Source organism: Hymenobacter psychrophilus (assembly GCF_900107135.1).
Classification (GTDB): Bacteria; Bacteroidota; Bacteroidia; order Cytophagales; family Hymenobacteraceae; genus Hymenobacter; species Hymenobacter psychrophilus.
In genome coordinates, this window is the sequence record NZ_FNOV01000001.1 from 66,147 (window position 1) to 84,282 (window position 18,136).

The following is an 18,136-nucleotide window of genomic DNA, read 5'->3' on the forward strand; positions in this document are numbered from 1 at the left end:
CCATCGCTATGAAACAGATTACTACTTTTTGCCCTAATCAGGTGGCGCCGATGAGGCTGTTAGTTGTATTACTGGTCGCGTTGCTTTTGTGCCCGGGAGTGGGGTGGGCACTGCTGGTAGATACTGAAGGTAGGAATCTGCCAATAGGCAACAGCTTGCCGCCCGGTTGCGCCAGAGTTGCCGCAGCGGTTAATACAGTTAGTAAAAGTGAGGCAGTACGGGCGACTTCAGAAACCTCCCGTATAGCTGTAGTACCACTCGCGGACCTAACGGAAGGTTTCGAAACCGGCTCAAAGCAAGGCTACACGAGTGCAAACGTGAGTCTTGCCAGTGGCGAATGGACCCTAACCGATGCGCTTATTGCTAACGTAAATGAAAGTGACTTTGGTAACGGAGGCAAGACCTCACGCATACGCGAAAAAGGGTCTTTGGCGATGAACTTCGACAAGCCGAATGGAGCCGGCACAATTACGCTCAAAGCAGCCGCATACGCCAGTACCGCAACTGCCGAAAACCTCGCCACTTTCGTCGTACAGGTTTTTGATAACGGAGCCACAACGGGTACGGCGGCCTACACGAGTGCCCCGGTTACCGTAACCACCAGTTTACAGACATACACCTTCGCTGCCAACGTAAACGGGAACATTCGAGTAGTAATCACCAGCCAGGATACCGATACCAACACCCGGTTCAATGTCGATGATATAACCATTTCGTCTACCAGTAATCAGGCGGCCAACACGTATGTCTGGACGGGGCAGGATACCAACGGCAGTTGGAGTAGCGCTGCCAACTGGTCGCCTGCCCGCATTGCGCCCGCGGCCACCGATATTCTGGTCTTTGATGCAAACATTGCCCGTCCGGTAGCCATAGCACTGGATTTCGCTGCTCCCACCCAGCTTATTGGGCAATTGCAGCTACGCAATCTGGTCAGCGTAGTGTTCCTGAATTCCGGTACTCCCCGCACTCTCAGTATCGATGGCGGTTTGCCGGGCGACGACCTGATCATCGGAGCCGGTTCGGTACTCACATTGCGTGGGGCGGGCGGAGCGGAGATTGTACTCAACATAACCGCAGGCGAAACAGCCTTCATCAACGGCCGAGTAGCCTCGGAAACAACCGGGGGCGGGGCGGCCAACAGGCTGACGGGCCAAACGCCGGGCGCCATTGTATTTGGAAGTAACTCATTGTTTGAAGCCGAAGCGGGAGTTCTCGGCAGTCCCTTCGGAGACGTAGCCGCTAATCGCCAATCGGTATTGTTCAAAGCCGGCGCTACGTTCCGGCAGGAGGGAGGAGGAAGTGCTTTTGGCGCGAGTCAGCCTAATGCGTCCGCTGTTTTCGAGAGCGGAAGTATATATCAGTTTGCTTTGGCCAGCAATACTCTTTCTGTTTCTGGCCGAACATTCGGAACCTTGGAGTTAACGAATGGGAGTGCCGGTTTAGCAAACTTAACCGGCAATGCAACCCTAGTAATTCAAAACGACCTGAGAGTTGGTGCTAACCTGAAAGTAGGCTTGAATCTGACCGGTGGTATTCGCATTGGCGGCAACGTGGTAGTAGAAGCGGGTGGGAGTTTGCAATTCAGTCCTATCACGGCTAGCACCATCACGCTCAACGGTACCCAGGAACAACTGCTTAACGGGCCTAGCACTATTCTCTTCGACGCGCAGGCTACACTTAGCCTCAACAACACTGCTGGTATCCGGCTTCAGACCCCGATTCGGGTGAATGGAATGCTTAACCTGCAAAGTGGAGTATTAACCTCTTCGGCTACAAACCTGCCTACGCTTGGGGCCACGGCTACTGTAACTGGTGGTAGTGCCAGCAGCTACGTGAGTGGTCCGGTGGCCCGGCATTTGCCCGTTGGTACTACTACAATGCAATTCTTTCCGGTAGGAAAAGCTGGCAACTATCGGCCCATCACGCTTCAGCCCGCTCAACTTGATCGTGAAACGCTGGTGATGGTGGAGCAACAGGAGGGACGCCCAGCGCCCTTGGCTTTCAACGACGCGATTAAGCGTGTTTCACAGGTTCGCCGATTCGATATTAGCGCCTCACCGGCCTTAACCGCTGCGCAGTTCGCAGGTACTGTTATGCTCAGTTTCGACTCCGATGACCAAGTAACTGATCCAATGGCGGCTTCGTTGGTAGTGGCCCGCACTGATGGTACTGGTTGGAATAGTTTGGGGCGCTCGGCCAATACCAGCGGGCCTAGTACGTCAGCCAATATATTCGTAGCCGGTACGCTCACTTCGGCACCATTTGCAGGGCTAGGCGATTTTCAAACGTACACCCTAGCCAGCACCGACCCCGACATTTCTGTCAACCCCCTGCCTGTGCAGTTGCTTCGCTTCGGGGCCGAGCGCCGGGCGGGAAACGTGCAAATCCGATGGGCTACAGCCACCGAGCTAAATAGTGCCCGTTTTGAGGTGCAGCGTTCAGCTACGGGCCAGGATTTCCGCACTATAGCTACCGTAGCTGCACAGGGTAACAGCAACGCCCGCCACGATTACACTATTTTCGATTACCAACCGCTCCCCAGCACTGGCTACTATCGTCTGCACCAGCTCGACCTCGATGGCAAGGAGGCCTATTCGGAAGTGGTAAGTGTGGCCGCCCCAGGCGAAGTGCGCGTGTACCCGAACCCGGTGCAAACAGAGTTGAGGGTCGAAGTGTCCGTGGCCGGAGCCCATTACCGCGTTATTAATAGCACAGGAAGTGTGTTGCTCGTTGGAGAACTGCCCACCAGCACAACGGTGCTTGATGTGGCCATGCTACCCGCCGGGCTGTATCAGGTGGAAATAACGACCCCAACAGGGCACGATATGCGCAAAATCGTCAAACAGTAAATCTAAAGTCATGGCCGTACTGCTCACACAAAAAAGGGTTCTACTATTTAGTAGAACCCTTTTTTGTGTACAATTAGCAAAGCGGGTGCTATACCGAAAAACTCTCGCCGCAGCCGCAGGTGCGGGAGGCATTGGGGTTGTCGAAATAGAACCCCTTTCCGTTGAGGCCGTCGGAGAAGTCGAGTTCGGTGCCAGCCAGGTAGAGGAAGCTTTTCATATCGACTACCACCTTCACGCCCTTGTCTTCAAATTCCTGATCCATGGGCTTTACTTCGTTGTCGAAATCAAGCTTATAGCTCAGGCCCGAGCAGCCACCACCGGCCACCGAGGCCCGCAGGCGGTAGGTGGCATCCAACTCTGCATCGTGCATGAGCCTCTCTACTTTCTCCTTTGCTTTATCCGAAACGGTAATCATGGCAATTGGGGGCTTAAGATTCTTAAAGGCTTACTGCCTGAATATTATACCAGGATAACAACATCAACCGAACAAAAAATTCAGGATACAGGCCTTCAGTAGCTCAACAACCAGTTAGTGGTGCGACTTGGCCATTTCCAACTCGGGCATACCGTTCTTCACGCGGTAGTCGTTGATGGCCGACTTAATAGCATCTTCGGCAAGTACCGAGCAATGGATTTTAACGGGCGGTAACGCCAGTTCCTCCACAATCTCCATGTTGTCGATGGCCAAAGCCTCATCTACAGTTTTACCTTTCAGCCACTCCGTGGCGAGCGACGAAGAAGCAATGGCCGATCCGCAACCGAAGGTTTTGAACTTGGCATCGGTGATGGTGTTGGTTGCCTCGTCCACCTCGATTTGCAGGCGCATGACGTCGCCGCACTCGGGGGCTCCTACGAGGCCCGTACCCACGCTTTTCTTGCTTTTGTCCAGCGTGCCCACGTTGCGGGGGTTGCTGTAATGGTCAATTACTTTATCTGAGTAAGCCATGGCTTTGTTGTTTTTAGTGCTTGGTTGATGGTGCTTAGTGTTTAGGGAAGTGGCTGATTGTCGATGGTTAGAATTAACTAAGCACCGACAACTGAGCTCCAAGGACTATTAATGTTCCGCCCACTCAATTTTGTCGAGGTCGATGCCGTCCTGGAACATCTCCCAAAGAGGCGACATCTCGCGCAGCTTCGTCACGGCTTCTTTTACGTGGTTGATGGCATAGTCGATTTGCTCATCGGTAGTAAAACGGCTCAGGCCAAAGCGCAATGAACTGTGGGCCAAGTCGTCGCTCAGGCCAAGGGCCTTGAGCACGTAGGACGGCTCCAGCGAGGCCGAGGTGCAGGCCGAACCCGACGATACCGCCAAATCCTTCACGCCCATCATCAGGCCTTCGCCCTCCACATACTTGAAGGAGATGTTGGCCACGTGTGGCAGGCGGCGCTCTATCGAGCCGTTCACGTAGCTTTCTTCCAGCGTCAGCAGCGCTTTTTCGAGCCGGTCGCGCATGGCACCGAGGCGCTCAGCATCGGCGGCCATTTCCTGCTTAGCCAGTTCACAAGCCTTGCCCAAGCCTACAATGCCGGGTACGTTAAGGGTACCCGAGCGCATGCCACGCTCGTGGCCGCCACCGTCCATCTGGGCGGTAACTTTTACCCGGGGATTCTTGCGGCGCACATACATAGCACCCACACCCTTAGGGCCGTACATCTTATGGGCCGTGAAAGCCATCAGGTCGATGCCATCAGCCTGCACGTCTACCGGAATCTTGCCTACGGCCTGGGTGCCATCGGTCATGAACAGGGCACCGTGCTTGTGGGCAATGGCGGCAATTTCGCGGATGGGCTGGATAGTGCCCGTCTCATTGTTGCCGTACATGATGGTCACCAGAATCGTCTCCGGCGTCATGGCAGCCTCCAGATCAGCCAAGCTGATGAGGCCTTCCGAATTCACGGGCAAGTAGGTAACCTTGCCACCGATTTTCTCGATGTGCTTGCAAGTGTCGAGTACTGCTTTATGCTCGGTGGTAGTCGTGATGATGTGGTTGCCCTTCTGGGCGTACATCTCGAAGATGCCCTTAATGGCGAGGTTATCGGATTCAGTAGCCCCCGAGGTAAAGATAATTTCCTTGGGGTCGCAGCTGATAAGGCCGGCAATCTGCTCGCGGGCATAGTCTACGGCTTCCTCGGCGGCCCATCCGAAGGGGTGGTTACGCGAGGCGGCGTTGCCGAATACCTCGGTCAGGTACGGCATCATGGCCTCCAGAACCCGCGGGTCGAGGGGCGTTGTGGCGTTGTTATCGAGGTAAATGGGTAATTTGAGCATAGCCCGGAGTTCTGGTTTGTCAGCGGAGAATCATTCGTAGGTAGAACACAAAACCCGGCAAACAGGTTTAGTTTCGCCCTACATTCGTACCTGCAAAAGTAGAACAAATCCAAAGAAGCCGCGCTATCCGGCAGCGGCTGCCTGCTATTCCCTCCGCATGTTTACCAATTTTGAGCACCTCGGCCTGGCCGTTAACGACCTTGAAGCGGCTACGGCCCTCTATACCACGCTGCTCGGCCAGCCGCCCTACAAGCGCGAGCACGTGTCCTCCGAAGCCGTAGACACGGTTTTCTTCCAGGTCGGCGGTTCTAAAATAGAGCTGCTGGCCGGCACCTCACCCGACAGCGCCATCACCAAGTTTCTGGCTAAGAAGTCCGAAGGTATTCATCACGTTGCCTTCGAGGTAGATGACATCCGGGCTGAAATGGTGCGGCTGCGGGCCGCCGGCTTCACGCTGCTCAACGAGGAGCCTAAACGCGGTGCCGATAACAAGCTCGTCTGCTTTGTCCATCCCAAATCGGCCGCTGGCGTACTGGTTGAATTGTGCCAGTCGGTGGAGGATTTGTGAAAGTGGGCATAGTAATGACCACGACCTCCTTTAGTAGCCTGATACTATAAAGTGTAGCGCCAGGCACTTCTGCTGTTCTTATTTTCCCGGAAGGGATGAGGTAGCGGAGGCATTTTGGGTGGCCAACTTGCCGAAGCAGTAGCGAAGACTAATCTCCAGATTTGGGTCGATGGCACCGCTGTACCCGAAATAGAACACATTCGCGCGCAATTCGCTCGCGGCCTCCAATCGCGGAGCTATGGCATACCGAAGTCCGGCGCCCAGCAAGAGACTGGCATAGGTGCCAGTGCGCGAATAGTCGTACCGGTCCGTGATTCGGTTCTGGGTATCGGAGAGAGTCGTAGTGGACTGTTCGCGGCTATGATAGATGCTGGCACCTGCCAGGGCATCGAAGCGTGCTCGTTGGGAGTTGTTTTTAAACGTGTAACGGGCCAGCAGCGGCAGAACATAGTAGCGACGCTTGGTTGTGCCACTTACATAGCCAACAATGGGGTTGTTTGGGTCCTGCGCATAGTTGTTGATTGGGGCCGTGTACTGCCGCCGGTAGTCGTAGGTGGTAGCGCTAAGCTGCAGGGCGAGGCTCGGTAGCAGCCGTATGCCAGCTATTATCGAAGGCGAGTAGATCAGGTCAGAACTGAGAGGATAGCCAACACGCTTATCGTAATAGCGGCCGGCATTTACGCCCAGGCCAACATACACTTTAGGGGTGAATGAGGCAGTGCCGGAAGTCTGGGCGCTGGCCGCCAAAGGCAGTGCCAGCAGGCTGCAGCATAAAAGTTTAAACATGGAGTGAAGAGTAGGACTAAAAGTGCCGCTAATGTAGGGAGAAACTTCATGCCCTGTGCAGAAGCTACAGTACCTTTCCTCCGGCAATGAAACGCTGGCTCACTGGCCGGGTGTGGACTCCGTATTACGGTTATGTATCAAGTAATTGCGCTTTTAATTGTCGGGCCTTGGGTCTTGCCCGCCCGTAGTTGAGGCTGACGGCTTTGAGCGTGGGTATTGTCTGAAAGCTGACAAAACCGTACAAGGGTTACCGTACAAAGCAGGCCGCAACAGGCCCTGTACTACGACACGAAATAATGAAGCTGTTTAGGAAGCGCCCGGAATCAAGTTAGCGCATCATGCTTCGACCAGCGGACGCCAGCTAAGGCATGGCGTTCTTTGGGCTTTCTAGACAGCTTTGACTAAGTTCAGATAACCCCGAACTCCCCAAACTTCCAAGCCTATGATTCCCAAATTCCTGCGTTCTGAGGCCGATTCGGCCGTAGACGCGCTGCTGCTGCAACAGGTGATACTTTACCCGACCGACACGATATGGGGGCTGGGCTGCGACGCCGAACTGTCTCGGGGCGTGGAACAGATATATAAGCTCAAGAACCGGCCGGCTGAAAAGGCCTGTATTGTGCTGGTGGCCGACGAGTCTATGTTTGCCCGCTACGCCGCCGTGGTGCCCGATAATCTGCCCGAGCTGCTGGCTGCTCAAACCCGGCCAACCACGTACATCGTGCCCGGTAGCCGCCACCTGGCTTCCAACCTGCTGGCCCCCGATGGCACTATTGGGTTGCGTGTGGTGCTCGATGATGAATTCTGCCGGCTGGTGTTGCGGCGGCTGGGCCACGGGCTGGTGTCTACCTCGGCCAATCTCAGCGGCGAAGCCTCCCCGGCCATGTTCAGTGAAATAGCGCCCGAGCTGGTCCGGAAAGTCGATTATGTAGTGAGCTGGCGCCAGGACGACCCGACCCGCGCCGTGCCTTCGCGGGTAGTGCGGGTACTGCCCAACGGTACGCTGGAAACGGTGCGGGAGTAGCTACCCAAAAAAAACAAGCTCGACAGGAGGTTACGTTTGGGGGATGCAGGGTATGAAAGCCCAAATCAAACACCAACCTCTACTTTACTGACCATGAAATTCTCGTTCAAAAACCTGCTCGTATTGGCCGCTTTCGCTCCTTTCGCCCTGGCTTCGTGCTCGGAGGCTACCCAGGAAAACGCTGAGGCTACCGCCGAAAGCGCCGCTAACGATGCTGCCACCGCCACCGACGCCGCCGGTAACGCCATCGAAAACACCGCCGACAACGCGGCTGCCGAAATGGCTCCCGAGCCCGGCGACACGGCCGTAGTAAAGAACGTACCCGCCGACAAGCTGGTGGAAGAAGTTCCGGCCCAGTAAGTACATGGCCGGCAACGGCTGGTAAAAAGCGCCTCTGGAAAACTCCGGAGGCGCTTTTTTGTGCTCATTGCCCATGCTGCCACCGGCCAGTCACTCCCTGAATCCGGTCATACTAGGGGCCTTGCTACCTTTGTGCCATGCACACGCCGCAACTCCCCGACCTGCCCCTGTTCCAGACTATTGCCGCCGCCGCCGCCGCCCAAGGCTCGCCGGCCTACGTAATTGGCGGCTACGTGCGCGACCTTGCCCTGGCCCGCCCCAGTAAAGATGTGGACGTGGTGTGCGTGGGCGACGGTATTGCGCTGGCCCAGGAGGTAAGCCGCCGCCTGCCCGGCCGGCCCCGCGTGACGGTGTTCAAGAACTTCGGCACCGCCATGCTGCCCACGCCCGATATTGAGGTGGAGTTTGTGGGTGCCCGCCGCGAAAGCTACCGGGCCGAGAGCCGCAAGCCCGAGGTAGAGGCCGGTACGCTCGAAGAAGACCTGGCCCGCCGCGACTTTACCATCAACGCTTTGGGCCTGAGTTTGAATGAGGCCGACTTCGGGACGCTGGTGGACCGCTACGACGGCATGGGCGACCTGGCCCGCAAGCTCATCCGCACGCCCCTCGACCCCGACATCACGTTCTCCGATGACCCATTGCGCATGTTGCGCGCCGTGCGGTTTGCCGCCCAGCTTAACTTCGATATCGAGCCCGATACGTTTGATGCGCTGGCCCGCAATAAGGAGCGGATCAGTATTGTGTCGCAGGAGCGGATTACGACCGAAATTAATAAGATGCTGCTGGTGCCCAAGCCGAGCTACGGCTTCAAGCTGCTGTTCAGTAGCGGGCTGCTGGCACTCATCTTCCCGAAGATGGCCGGACTGCACGGCGTAGAAAAAGTGGGCCAGCATGCCCACAAAGACAACTTTTACCACACGCTGCAGGTACTCGACAACGTGGCCGCGGCCGACGGCGACCTGTGGCTGCGCTGGGCCGCGGTGCTGCACGACATTGCCAAGCCTGCCACCAAGCGCTACGACAAGCGCGTGGGCTGGACGTTTCATGGGCACGAGGACAAGGGCGCGCGCTGGGTGCCGGGCATTTTCACCGACTTCAAGCTGCCGCTGGGCGAGGAGATGCGCCAGGTGCAGAAGCTGGTAAAGCTGCACCTGCGGCCTATTTCGCTGGTAAAGGAGGTGGTAACCGACTCGGCTGTGCGCCGGCTGCTGTTCGAGGCCGGCGACGACATCGACCGGCTGATGCTGCTGTGCCGGGCCGACATTACGAGCAAGGACCATAACCGCGTGGCCCGCTACCTGCGCAACTTCGATGTGGTGGAACAGAAGCTGAAGGAAGTGGAGGAAAAGGATAGCCTGCGCAATTTCAAGCCCGTCATCACCGGCGAAATCATCATGGAAACCTTCGGCCTAAAGCCCAGCCGCGCCGTGGGCGAATTGAAAGAAGCGCTGCTCGAAGCAATTCTGGAGGGCCGGGTGCGCAACGAGTACGACGAGGCTTTCGCGCTCCTGTTGGAACTGGGCCGCCAGCAGCGCCTGACGCCGGTGGCGAGGTAACAGTACTACAGTTGGTATAGAGGCCGGCGAGTCGGGCCCACGCGAAAAATTTGTTTCGCGTGGGCCCGACTCGCCGGCCTCTATACCAACTGTAGTATAATTTATTTATTGGTTGTCAGTTTCTTGTAGATATTGCGCTGGAATTTCGGGGCTGCTCAACGAGAATGGCTGCAAAATTGTTTCTGCTTCCAAAAGTGCTGCAACCTTTTTTGTCGGTTGCAACTCCCGGAGTTGGCGCGGCAGCTTTGCCCGACGAGTACTGCTTATCGATTTCTTCCTTAATCTTTCTGCTATAACAAAACCTTTATGCATTCTTTAGTTCGCCCGTTGCTGCTGGCCGGCGCGGTGCTGGTGGCCGCTGGGGCCGCCCAGGCCCAATCGGGCGCCAAAATTACCGTTAGTGGCTATGTGCGCGACGCGGCCACCGGCGAAAACCTGATTGGCGTGGCGGTCGTCAGTCCGGCTACCGGCGAGGGTACTGCCACCAACACCTACGGCTTCTATTCGCTCACGCTGCCCGCTCCGGCTGCCCCCTCCGACTCGGTGCGGCTGCTGGCCAGCTACCTGGGCTACGAGCGCAGCCGCTGGGCCACGGTAGCCACGGCCAATGCCAGCCATAACTTTCGGCTGCGCAGCATCAGCAGCGAGCTGGGCGGGGTGGAAATTGTGGGCAACCGGGGTACGGAGGAGCGCATCGAGCGGAGCACCCGCATGGGCACCATCAACGTGCCCATCGCCCAGATCAAGAACCTGCCCAAGCTGTTTGGCGAAACCGATGTGCTGAAGGTGCTGCAGCTGCTGCCCGGCGTGCAGAGCGGCGGTGAGGGCCAGAGCGGCTTATATGTGCGCGGCGGCTCGCCCGACCAAAACCTGATTCTGCTCGACGGTACGCCGGTATACAACGCGGCGCACCTGTTCGGCTTCTTCTCGGTTTTCAACGCCGACGCGCTTAATAACGTGGAGCTGATTAAGGGTGGCTTCCCGGCCCGCTACGGTGGCCGGCTTTCGTCGGTGCTCGATATTTCGATGAAGGAGGGCAACATGCAGGAGTTCCACGGCGAGGGAGCCGTGGGCATCGTGGCCGCCAAGCTCACGCTCGAAGGCCCTATCAAGAAAGACACGGCGTCGTTCCTGATTTCGGCCCGCCGCACTTACCTCGATATTCTGGCCCAGCCCTTCATCAAGTCGCAGCTGTCGGCAGAGGGCACCGGGGGCTCGATTGGCTACTTCTTCCACGACCTCAACGCCAAGCTCAACTGGAAGCTCAGTGGCCGCGACCGGCTGTACTTGAGCGGCTATACCGGCTACGACAAGTTCTATGCCCGCCTGCGCGACAAAGACAAAAATTCGAGCGACTACAGCCGTGCGGAGGCCAACCTGGGCTGGGGCAACATCACAGCCGGTCTGCGCTGGAACCGCGTGGTGAACGATAAGCTGTTCATGAACACCCATTTCAGCTACAGCAAGTACCAGTTTGAAGTGGGCCAGGAGGATGAGCAGCGCTACACCGATAACAACGGCCAGGCCAAAACGAGCAAGTACTCGCTGCGCTACTTCTCCAACATTCGCGACCTGAGCCTTAAAACCGACTTCGATTACGCTCCTTCGCCCGACCACTACATCCGCTTCGGTGGGCAGTACATTCTGCACTCGTTCCGGCCCGGCGCGCTGCAGGAGAAGGGCAACTTCGGCGACGTTAATGCCCAGACGAAGCTGGGCACGCAGACGCTGGCCAGCGAGGTCGGCCTCTACGCCGAAGACGATTATCGGCTGACCGAACGGCTGAAAGTAAACGGCGGCCTGCGCCTGAACGGGTTTCTGGTGCGGGGCACGTTTTATCCCAGCATCGAGCCGCGGCTGGCGGCCCGCTTCCTGCTTACCGAGCAGTGGGCCCTAAAAGCCTCCTACGCCCGTACTTCGCAGTTTGTGCACCTGCTCGTGAACAGCGGCATTGGCCTGCCCACCGATTTGTGGGTGCCCTCGACGCCCGTTATCCGGCCGCAGCGGGCCCAACAGGTTAGCCTGGGGGCAGCCCGCACGCTCAACTTCAAAGAGGAAGCGTACGAGCTGAGCTTCGAGAGCTACTACAAGCCCATGCGCAACCTCATCGAGTACCGCGAGGGGGCCAGCTTCCTGGGTACCGTGGATAGCCAGTGGGAGGATAAGGTGACCAGCGGCAAGGGCTGGGCCTACGGCGGCGAGCTGTTTCTGCAGAAGAAAACTGGTCGCACCACCGGCTGGATCGGCTATTCGCTGGCCTGGAGCAAGCGCCGCTTCCCCGACCTCAACCAGGGCCGCATCTTCCCCTACAAGTACGACCGGCGCCACGATGTGTCGGTGGTTGTCTCGCACCACTTCAGTCCCACCTTCACGCTGTCGGCTACCTGGGTATATGGCACCGGCAACGCCACCACGCTTTCGCAGGGCCGGTTTTTGCTCGGCGGCGGCCAAGAGTACGACGACTACGGCGACCGGAACTCGTTCCGGATGCGGGCCTACCACCGCTTCGACCTGGACCTGAGCAAGACCAAGAAGAAGAAGTGGGGCGAAGTTGTCAATAGCTTCAGCATCTACAACGTGTACAGCCGCCGCAACCCCTACTACCTCTACTACCAGCGCGGCTACACCGACTTCCAGGGCAACGTGCAGGAAAAGCCCACTTACCGCCAAGTGTCATTGTTTCCCATCATTCCCTCATTCAGCAAGGCGTTTAAATTCTGATCAGGGAGTTGCGCTGATTCTTCGATGATTACGCTGATTTGCTGTTCGTTGGTTGCTGCGCGCACTGCGTGGGGTTTGCTGAATTTTGTTGATTACCTGGGGTTTTAGTTCTTCTTAATATGGATAAGCTGCGTTTGTTATTGGTAGTAAGCCTGAGCCTGGGGCTGGCGGGTTGCGAAACGGTTGTGGACGTGGACACGCCGCCGCACACGCCCCGGCTGGCGCTGAGCTACACGCTGAGCAACACGCCCCCCGAACTGCCCTCCAACACCAGTAACCGCAGCTTTTTTGGGCAGCGCCAGCTGTACGTGAGCAGTAGCCAGGGAGTGCTCGAAACCAAGGAGCTGGCCGGCCGCGGCGACGCCACCGTGCAGCTCTTCGACGAGAGCGGCCGGCTGGTGGAGCAGTTCCGCTCCAAGGCCCAGCAAGGGTACTTCGGCAGTGGCGGCGGCCCGCGCGACAGTATCTATGGCGACTACGTGCCTACCCGCGGCTTTGTGGGCGTGCCCGGCCGCCGCTATACGCTCCGGGCGTCGGCCCCGGGTGTAGCGGCCGTCGAGGCCACCATCGCGCTGCCCGCCGTACCCACCGTTGAGTCGGCCGGCTACGCGGCCAAGCCCCGCGACCCCAACAACGGGGGCTATGGCTACGACTACAGTGGCCGCCTCACGGTGGCCGTGGCCGATAACCCCGCCACCACCGATTATTACCTGGCCTACGCCCGCGTACTCGATAAGCAGGGCAACTATTGGGGGGCCGTTTCGCGCGACTACAGTGCCCCCGGCGCCGATGGGCCAGATATCAACCTGAGCCGCTTCCAGCTTTCTGACCCCAGCAGCTTTTACAGCCAGTACCCCTACAGCGACGTGGGCAGTAATGGGCCGCTGCTGAGCTTTGGGACCGATGTGCGGCTGTACTTCCAGGGCGGTTACGGCAGCGGGGGGAGCGTTCCGGAGCCCGGCTACATCGAAGTTGTCGTTAGCAGCATTACGCCCGATACGTACCAGTTTTATCAGTCGGTGCTGCGCTTCTATGACACCGACGGCAACCCTTTTGCCGAACCCGCCCCGTTACATTCCAACCTACGCGGCGGCTACGGCCTGTTTGGCGGCGCCACCGACGCGGTGTACCGCATTCCGCTTCTCTAGCCGCCGGTTTTTCGGCAACTGGTCTTCAACCAACAAGCGGCCGGCCCCAGTGTGGGGCCGGCCGCTTGTGGCGTTGTGCCAGGTAGGCTACAGGTTGATTAAGAAAGCCCCAGACCTCCTGTTGCAGCAGGGAAACAGGCCGGGGCTCTCTCGGGTCGCATCTTTTTCACTCACATACGGACCCTTGCCTAAGGCACCTTGCAGGTGCTGTGCTATACGGATGTAAAAACCGGGCCAACAGTTGCCAGCCCGGATACAAATTTGATCGTTGAGGTATAGAACGGTTGAAATGCCAGTGGGTTACGGTAAAATTGCGTCGTTGTTGGTAAGTTGCCTTTTAGTGTCTCTGGGAGGCATTTGGCAAGGCTTACTACTGCGGCTACGCCAGCTTACTCGGTAACCGCCCGCACGCTGGAGGCGCCTACGGCGCTGCGGCGTACGTCGGCGGGCGAGCCGCTGTACTCGACTACGCTGGCGCCAGTGGCATCGGCCTCCAGCTCCTCGGTAACGCGCAGACGTACTTTGCTGGCGCCTACCACATCAATGTTGGCGCGGCGGGCCGTGAAGCCCGGGGCAATTACCTCGCAGGCGCCGGCCCCGTCGATGCTGAGCTGATCGGCCGAGCCTCGTAGTGCTGCCCGGCAGCCGCCGGCCAGGTCCATGTTCAGTTCGTTGAACTTGCCGTCGAGGGTCAGTTGCGAACCGCCGGCCTGCTCTACCTGCAGGTCGCCGGTGCTAAAGCCGCTTACCCGGGCGCGGGCCCCGCCCACCAGCTCCAGCTGGTTAAGTACGGGCAGCTCCATTGTAATCAGTACCCGGCTGGCTTCCGAAGAAAAGCTGCCCAGCCGAAACACGCTGCGGTTGCGGGGCTTGATAACCAGCTCGTTGCCGTCGCGCTTCACCACCAGTTGGCGCAGGGCCTCATCGGAGCCGGCGGCCTTGATGGAGTAGCTGCTGCCGGGGCGCACCACCAGCCGGTAGGGGCCGGCCACGGATACGTGGTCGAAATCGGAATCGGAGTAGCTGCGCCGGCCCGAGCCATAGCCGCTTTCGGCTGTGTCGAAGCTGTCTACCCCACCCAAATCGAGGTTGATGTTGGCGTCGGAGCGGCCTTCGTCGTAGTCGCTGCTGTTGTCGTCGTCATTGTCGGCGTTGCTGCCGCGCAGGTCGGCATCGGTGCAGTTGAGGCACTCCAGTTTGCTGCCCTGCATGCGGTACACGGCGTTTTCCGGCTTGTAGGGCTGGCGGCCGCCTACGTAGTCCTCGGCATCGAGCCAGTTGGCGAAGTCCTCCGTCATGCGGAAGGTGCGGCCGCGGGGCATGAGCAGGCGCAGGCGCATGTGCTGGTCGCGCAGGCGGGCGTTGGGCTGGTAGGTGAAGTGGTCGTCAATGCGCAGGGTCGAGTCGTTGAGGACGCGCAGGTTGTGGGCGGTGGAAGTGGCGGCCATGCGGCGGGCCAGCGAATCGGAGGAGCCTTTGGCCGAGATGATGCGCTCCAGCCGCGGGGCCTGGGCACTGTCGATGCCAATCATATCCAAATCAACCCACTGGTCGTTGTCGAGCTGGCGGCGCTCCAGCAGCAGCCGCGGGCTCGTCAGGCCGGCGAGGGCCACGGTTTGGGTAACTTCCGACTCGCGTCGAAACTCGCGGCCCACCTGCGTAGCGGCTATTGCGCTGCCTACAATGCCCAACAGCCACAAGCCCAGCAGCGTGAGGTTGCCGGCCCGCGACATAACCGAGCGGCGCAGCAGCAGGCCGAGGCCCGTGAGCAGCAGCGCCAGTGCCGGAATTCCAATCAGCAGAAAGAACGCCAGCACGGCCCAGACTGAAATATCGTTGAAGAGCAGGTAGGGCTGCAGCGGGCCAAAGTCGCCCCAGTTGGGGGCCGAAGTCAGGCCCAGGCCCACGCCCAGCCCAATTATAATCGGGAGCAGCATGCTAAAACCCGTGAGCACCAGAATACCCCCCACTACGGCCCGGATGACGCCGCCCAGCCCGTTGAGCACCGGCCGGATGTTGCTGAACGAGTCCTCTAGAAACGTGCCCACGGGGCGGTTGTTGGGCGCACTGCCCTCCGAGCCAGCCGCATAGGGGTTGTTGCGCAGGTCGCTGTCGAGGGCCGAAAGCGTGACGGCCGAGCCACGCATGCGCAGCTTGTCGGACGCCGTTTTGGCCTCGGGCAGCAAAATCCATAGCACAATGTAGAGCGGGAAGGCAAAGCCGCCGGCGAACAAACCCACCAGGAACAGAATCCGCACCAACACGACGTCAACCTTGAAATATGCCGCTAGGCCGGCCGATACACCGCCTACTTTGCCGTTGTCGGTGTCGCGGTAAAGCTTTTTGAATGTCGGGTCCTCGTCGGCCGGCGTAGCGTCGTAGCGCTTGGGCAGGGCAATCCAGAGTACTACGTAAACCAAGAACGCAAAGCCGCCGAAGTCAAACCCTCGCACGTGAAAGGCGTCTCCATCGAAATCAAAGGCACCCCGCACCAGCGGCTTAATGAGTAGCAGCGCCACAAAACCCAGCCGAATCCAGAGTGGATTAACGGCGAAATAGCGGGCAATACCGGCGGCTACGCCCGCAATTTTGCGGTTGGCCATGTCGCGGTACAGGCGCTTGGGGCCGGTTTCGGCCTCGGCCTCGTCGGCCACGGGGGGGAAGTCGGCGGTGGTGCTGCCGCCGCCGGTGGGGCCGGCGTAGGTGCCCCGGGCCGAGCCGTTGGCAACGGCCTCGGCCAGTAGCTGCTCATCTTCGTCGGCCTCGTCGGCGGGCTGGAAGTCGCTCACGCGGCCCATCTTGGCGGTCATGCTCTCCACGTCGTCCAGGGTGATGACCTGCTTGAGGGGGGAGAGGCGGGCGGCAAAGAGCTCGGCAATGCGGCCCTCAATGTCGGCCACAATTTCTTCGTGCCCGCGGTAGCCGCTGAAGTGCGCTTTTACCTCGGCCAGGTAGCGGCTGAGCACGTCGTAGCCATCTTCCTCAATGTGGAAGATCATGCCCTGGAGATTGATGCTGATGTTCTTTTTCATGGTCGTGGTTGCTGCAACAAGTCAACAATAGGAGAGGGGCGGGCGGGCGCTCAGAGCGCGAACTCCGGCGGCGCAGTTGGTTCGGGTGCGGCGCCGGGTTTCTGGCGGATGATGCGGACCGAGTCCTGGACTTCTTCCCAAGTCAGGCGCAGCTGGTGCAGAAAATCCTGGCCGGCCTCGGTGAGCGTGTAGTACTTGCGGGGCGGGCCACTCATAGATTCTTTCCAGGTATAGTCCAGCAGGCCCGCGTTTTTGAGGCGCGTAAGTAGCGGATAGAGCGTGCCTTCCACGACCAGCATGCGGGCCGCCGTCAGCTCTTCGAGCATGTCGGAGGCATATACCTCGCCGCGGGCAATGATTTCCAGAATGCAATATTCCAGAATGCCCTTCCGCATCTGCACTTGGGTGTTCTCGACTTTCATGGGCGTGGGCAGATTGGGTGGATGAATGAATCAAAGGTAGCAAAAGGTACTATGTAACACAAGGTACTGTTGAAATATATTTTTGGTTGCATAATGTTCCTTCCTGCCAGTGCCCGGCCAGGTCTGGCAGCTAAGCCCGGCGGCGTATCTTTGCACTGCCGCATTAGGTTTTTGGCGAGGCAGGCAATCCGAGACGCACTATTAATAAGTATCTTGCGTTGCTGCCGAACAGTGCTTTTCTTCCTCTATCGGATTCGTATTTGGCTTACTTCTCCATGCTCCACCTCTCCTCCTATAAGGCCCTGCTACTAGGCGCGGGCCTGAGCTTTTCGGCGCTGGCGCCGGCCCTGGCCCAGACCAAAACGCCCAAGTACAGCAACGAATTTTTGAATGTGGGCGTGGGCGGCCGGGCCCTGGGCATGGGCAAAGTGCAGGTCAGCCTGGCCAACGACGCCACCGCCGGCTACTGGAACCCGGCCGGCCTGGTGAACCAGAAAACCAAGTTCGATGGCGTGCTGATGCACTCTGAGCTGTTTTCGGGCATCGTGAAAAACGACTACGCCGGCTTCGGGATGAAGCTCGACGATAAAAGCGCGCTGGGTGTGAGCCTCATTCGGCTGGGCGTTGATGACATTGCCGACACCCGCAACCTAGTGAACGAGTACGGCTACATCGATTACAACAACATCCGCTACTTCTCGGTGGCCGACTACGCGCTGCTGCTTTCCTACGCCCGCCAGATAAGCTCCATTAAGGGCCTGCAGGTGGGCGCCAATGCCAAGGTCATCTACCGCAACATCGGCTCATTTGCTGATGCCATCGGCTTTGGCATTGATGCCGGCGTGCAGTACCGCCGCAACGGCTGGCAGCTGGGCCTGATGGCCCGCGATATTACCACCACCTACAACGCCTGGACCATTCACCGCGACCAGTTCGAAGGACCGGCCAACGCCCTGGATCAGATTCCGGAAAACAGCACTGAGATAACGCTGCCCCTCTTCGTGTTCGGCGGTAGTCGCCTCATCAGGCTGCCCGGCGAATTCACGGCCCTGGCGGCCCTCGATATGGAACTGAGCACCGACGGCCAGCGCAACACGCTGGTGTCGAGCAAGGCTGTCAACATCGACCCGCGCGCGGGGCTGGAGCTGGGCTACAAAAACCTGGTGTACCTGCGCGGTGGCGTGGGCAACGCGCAGCAGGTGCAGTCGTTTACAGGCTCCGAAACCTGGAAAGTGCAGCCCAGCCTGGGCTTGGGCGTGGCCCTGAGCGGCCTGCGCCTCGATATGGCCCTGACCCGACTGGCTGTGGAAAAGCTCGGCCAACGTTCGCAGCCCACCTCCATCATCGTGTCGCTGGGCTACGGCCTTAAATAAGCTTTTAGCTGAAAGCTGCTAGCTGTTA

The 18,136-nt window shown here is 58.8% G+C and carries 14 protein-coding genes; 8 read left to right on the forward strand and 6 right to left on the reverse strand.

What is annotated here, in order from left to right:
* Positions 1-8: 8 nt before the first annotated feature.
* Positions 9-2,849: a T9SS type A sorting domain-containing protein gene (locus tag BLW21_RS00240; protein WP_092736689.1), complete on the forward strand. Its 2,841-nt coding sequence runs from the start codon at positions 9-11 to the stop codon at positions 2,847-2,849.
* An 88-nt stretch (positions 2,850-2,937) separates the two neighbouring features.
* Here the strand turns inward: BLW21_RS00240 and BLW21_RS00245 are convergent, their stop codons facing one another.
* The 3 genes from BLW21_RS00245 to BLW21_RS00255 all read right to left on the reverse strand — a co-directional run bounded on the left by BLW21_RS00245 (position 2,938) and on the right by BLW21_RS00255 (position 5,118).
* Positions 2,938-3,264 (reverse strand): HesB/IscA family protein, encoded by a 327-nt coding sequence (locus tag BLW21_RS00245; protein ID WP_092736691.1) that lies wholly within the window; start codon positions 3,262-3,264, stop codon positions 2,938-2,940.
* Positions 3,265-3,378: 114 nt separating this feature from the next.
* A complete protein-coding gene (gene iscU, locus BLW21_RS00250; protein WP_088464844.1) occupies positions 3,379-3,795 on the reverse strand; it encodes a Fe-S cluster assembly scaffold IscU in 417 nt (138 codons plus the stop codon).
* 108 nt (positions 3,796-3,903) lie between these two features.
* A complete protein-coding gene (locus BLW21_RS00255; RefSeq protein WP_092736693.1) occupies positions 3,904-5,118 on the reverse strand; it encodes an IscS subfamily cysteine desulfurase in 1,215 nt (404 codons plus the stop codon).
* A gap of 157 nt (positions 5,119-5,275) precedes the next feature.
* On the opposite strand from BLW21_RS00255, the gene mce reads away from it, so the two are divergent.
* Positions 5,276-5,686, forward strand: coding sequence for a methylmalonyl-CoA epimerase (gene mce, locus BLW21_RS00260; protein WP_092736695.1), 411 nt, complete (start codon positions 5,276-5,278; stop codon positions 5,684-5,686).
* A 78-nt stretch (positions 5,687-5,764) separates the two neighbouring features.
* Here the strand turns inward: mce and BLW21_RS00265 are convergent, their stop codons facing one another.
* The gene (locus BLW21_RS00265; protein WP_092736697.1) at positions 5,765-6,472 is read right to left on the reverse strand and encodes an outer membrane beta-barrel protein; all 708 of its coding nucleotides are present in this window, start codon (positions 6,470-6,472) and stop codon (positions 5,765-5,767) included.
* Positions 6,473-6,914: 442 nt separating this feature from the next.
* On the opposite strand from BLW21_RS00265, the gene BLW21_RS00270 reads away from it, so the two are divergent.
* From BLW21_RS00270 to BLW21_RS00290, 5 genes are all read left to right on the forward strand, one after another.
* Positions 6,915-7,496 carry an L-threonylcarbamoyladenylate synthase gene (locus tag BLW21_RS00270; protein WP_092736699.1) on the forward strand — a complete coding sequence of 194 codons (582 nt, stop codon included), beginning with the start codon at positions 6,915-6,917 and terminating at the stop codon, positions 7,494-7,496.
* Positions 7,497-7,589: 93 nt separating this feature from the next.
* Positions 7,590-7,856, forward strand: a complete 267-nt coding sequence (locus BLW21_RS00275; protein ID WP_092736701.1) for a hypothetical protein — start codon at positions 7,590-7,592, stop codon at positions 7,854-7,856.
* 137 nt (positions 7,857-7,993) lie between these two features.
* The gene (locus BLW21_RS00280; protein ID WP_092736703.1) at positions 7,994-9,412 is read left to right on the forward strand and encodes a CCA tRNA nucleotidyltransferase; all 1,419 of its coding nucleotides are present in this window, start codon (positions 7,994-7,996) and stop codon (positions 9,410-9,412) included.
* A gap of 306 nt (positions 9,413-9,718) precedes the next feature.
* Complete coding sequence (locus BLW21_RS00285; RefSeq protein WP_092736705.1) at positions 9,719-12,133, forward strand: TonB-dependent receptor; 2,415 nt, start codon at positions 9,719-9,721, stop codon at positions 12,131-12,133.
* A gap of 119 nt (positions 12,134-12,252) precedes the next feature.
* Positions 12,253-13,281: a DUF4249 family protein gene (locus tag BLW21_RS00290; RefSeq protein ID WP_092736707.1), complete on the forward strand. Its 1,029-nt coding sequence runs from the start codon at positions 12,253-12,255 to the stop codon at positions 13,279-13,281.
* A gap of 389 nt (positions 13,282-13,670) precedes the next feature.
* On the opposite strand, the gene BLW21_RS00295 is transcribed toward BLW21_RS00290, so the two are convergent.
* Both BLW21_RS00295 and BLW21_RS00300 read right to left on the reverse strand, forming a co-directional pair.
* Positions 13,671-16,313 (reverse strand): PspC domain-containing protein, encoded by a 2,643-nt coding sequence (locus BLW21_RS00295; protein ID WP_092736709.1) that lies wholly within the window; start codon positions 16,311-16,313, stop codon positions 13,671-13,673.
* Positions 16,314-16,363: 50 nt separating this feature from the next.
* A complete protein-coding gene (locus BLW21_RS00300; RefSeq protein WP_092736711.1) occupies positions 16,364-16,735 on the reverse strand; it encodes a PadR family transcriptional regulator in 372 nt (123 codons plus the stop codon).
* A gap of 275 nt (positions 16,736-17,010) precedes the next feature.
* Between BLW21_RS00300 and BLW21_RS00305 the strand changes: the two genes are divergently transcribed.
* Positions 17,011-18,108, forward strand: a complete 1,098-nt coding sequence (locus tag BLW21_RS00305) for a putative type IX sorting system protein PorV2 (protein WP_092736713.1) — start codon at positions 17,011-17,013, stop codon at positions 18,106-18,108.
* Positions 18,109-18,136: the final 28 nt, after the last annotated feature.

Bases quoted from the DNA above. Each gene is read 5' to 3' on its own strand.
- BLW21_RS00240 (WP_092736689.1), top strand. From the start codon at position 9: ATGAAACAGATTACTACTTTTTGCCCTAATCAGGTGGCGCCGATGAGG.
- BLW21_RS00245 (WP_092736691.1), bottom strand. From the start codon at position 3,264: ATGATTACCGTTTCGGATAAAGCAAAGGAGAAAGTAGAGAGGCTCATG.
- iscU (WP_088464844.1), bottom strand. From the start codon at position 3,795: ATGGCTTACTCAGATAAAGTAATTGACCATTACAGCAACCCCCGCAAC.
- BLW21_RS00255 (WP_092736693.1), bottom strand. From the start codon at position 5,118: ATGCTCAAATTACCCATTTACCTCGATAACAACGCCACAACGCCCCTC.
- mce (WP_092736695.1), top strand. From the start codon at position 5,276: ATGTTTACCAATTTTGAGCACCTCGGCCTGGCCGTTAACGACCTTGAA.
- BLW21_RS00265 (WP_092736697.1), bottom strand. From the start codon at position 6,472: ATGTTTAAACTTTTATGCTGCAGCCTGCTGGCACTGCCTTTGGCGGCC.
- BLW21_RS00270 (WP_092736699.1), top strand. From the start codon at position 6,915: ATGATTCCCAAATTCCTGCGTTCTGAGGCCGATTCGGCCGTAGACGCG.
- BLW21_RS00275 (WP_092736701.1), top strand. From the start codon at position 7,590: ATGAAATTCTCGTTCAAAAACCTGCTCGTATTGGCCGCTTTCGCTCCT.
- BLW21_RS00280 (WP_092736703.1), top strand. From the start codon at position 7,994: ATGCACACGCCGCAACTCCCCGACCTGCCCCTGTTCCAGACTATTGCC.
- BLW21_RS00285 (WP_092736705.1), top strand. From the start codon at position 9,719: ATGCATTCTTTAGTTCGCCCGTTGCTGCTGGCCGGCGCGGTGCTGGTG.
- BLW21_RS00290 (WP_092736707.1), top strand. From the start codon at position 12,253: ATGGATAAGCTGCGTTTGTTATTGGTAGTAAGCCTGAGCCTGGGGCTG.
- BLW21_RS00295 (WP_092736709.1), bottom strand. From the start codon at position 16,313: ATGAAAAAGAACATCAGCATCAATCTCCAGGGCATGATCTTCCACATT.
- BLW21_RS00300 (WP_092736711.1), bottom strand. From the start codon at position 16,735: ATGAAAGTCGAGAACACCCAAGTGCAGATGCGGAAGGGCATTCTGGAA.
- BLW21_RS00305 (WP_092736713.1), top strand. From the start codon at position 17,011: ATGCTCCACCTCTCCTCCTATAAGGCCCTGCTACTAGGCGCGGGCCTG.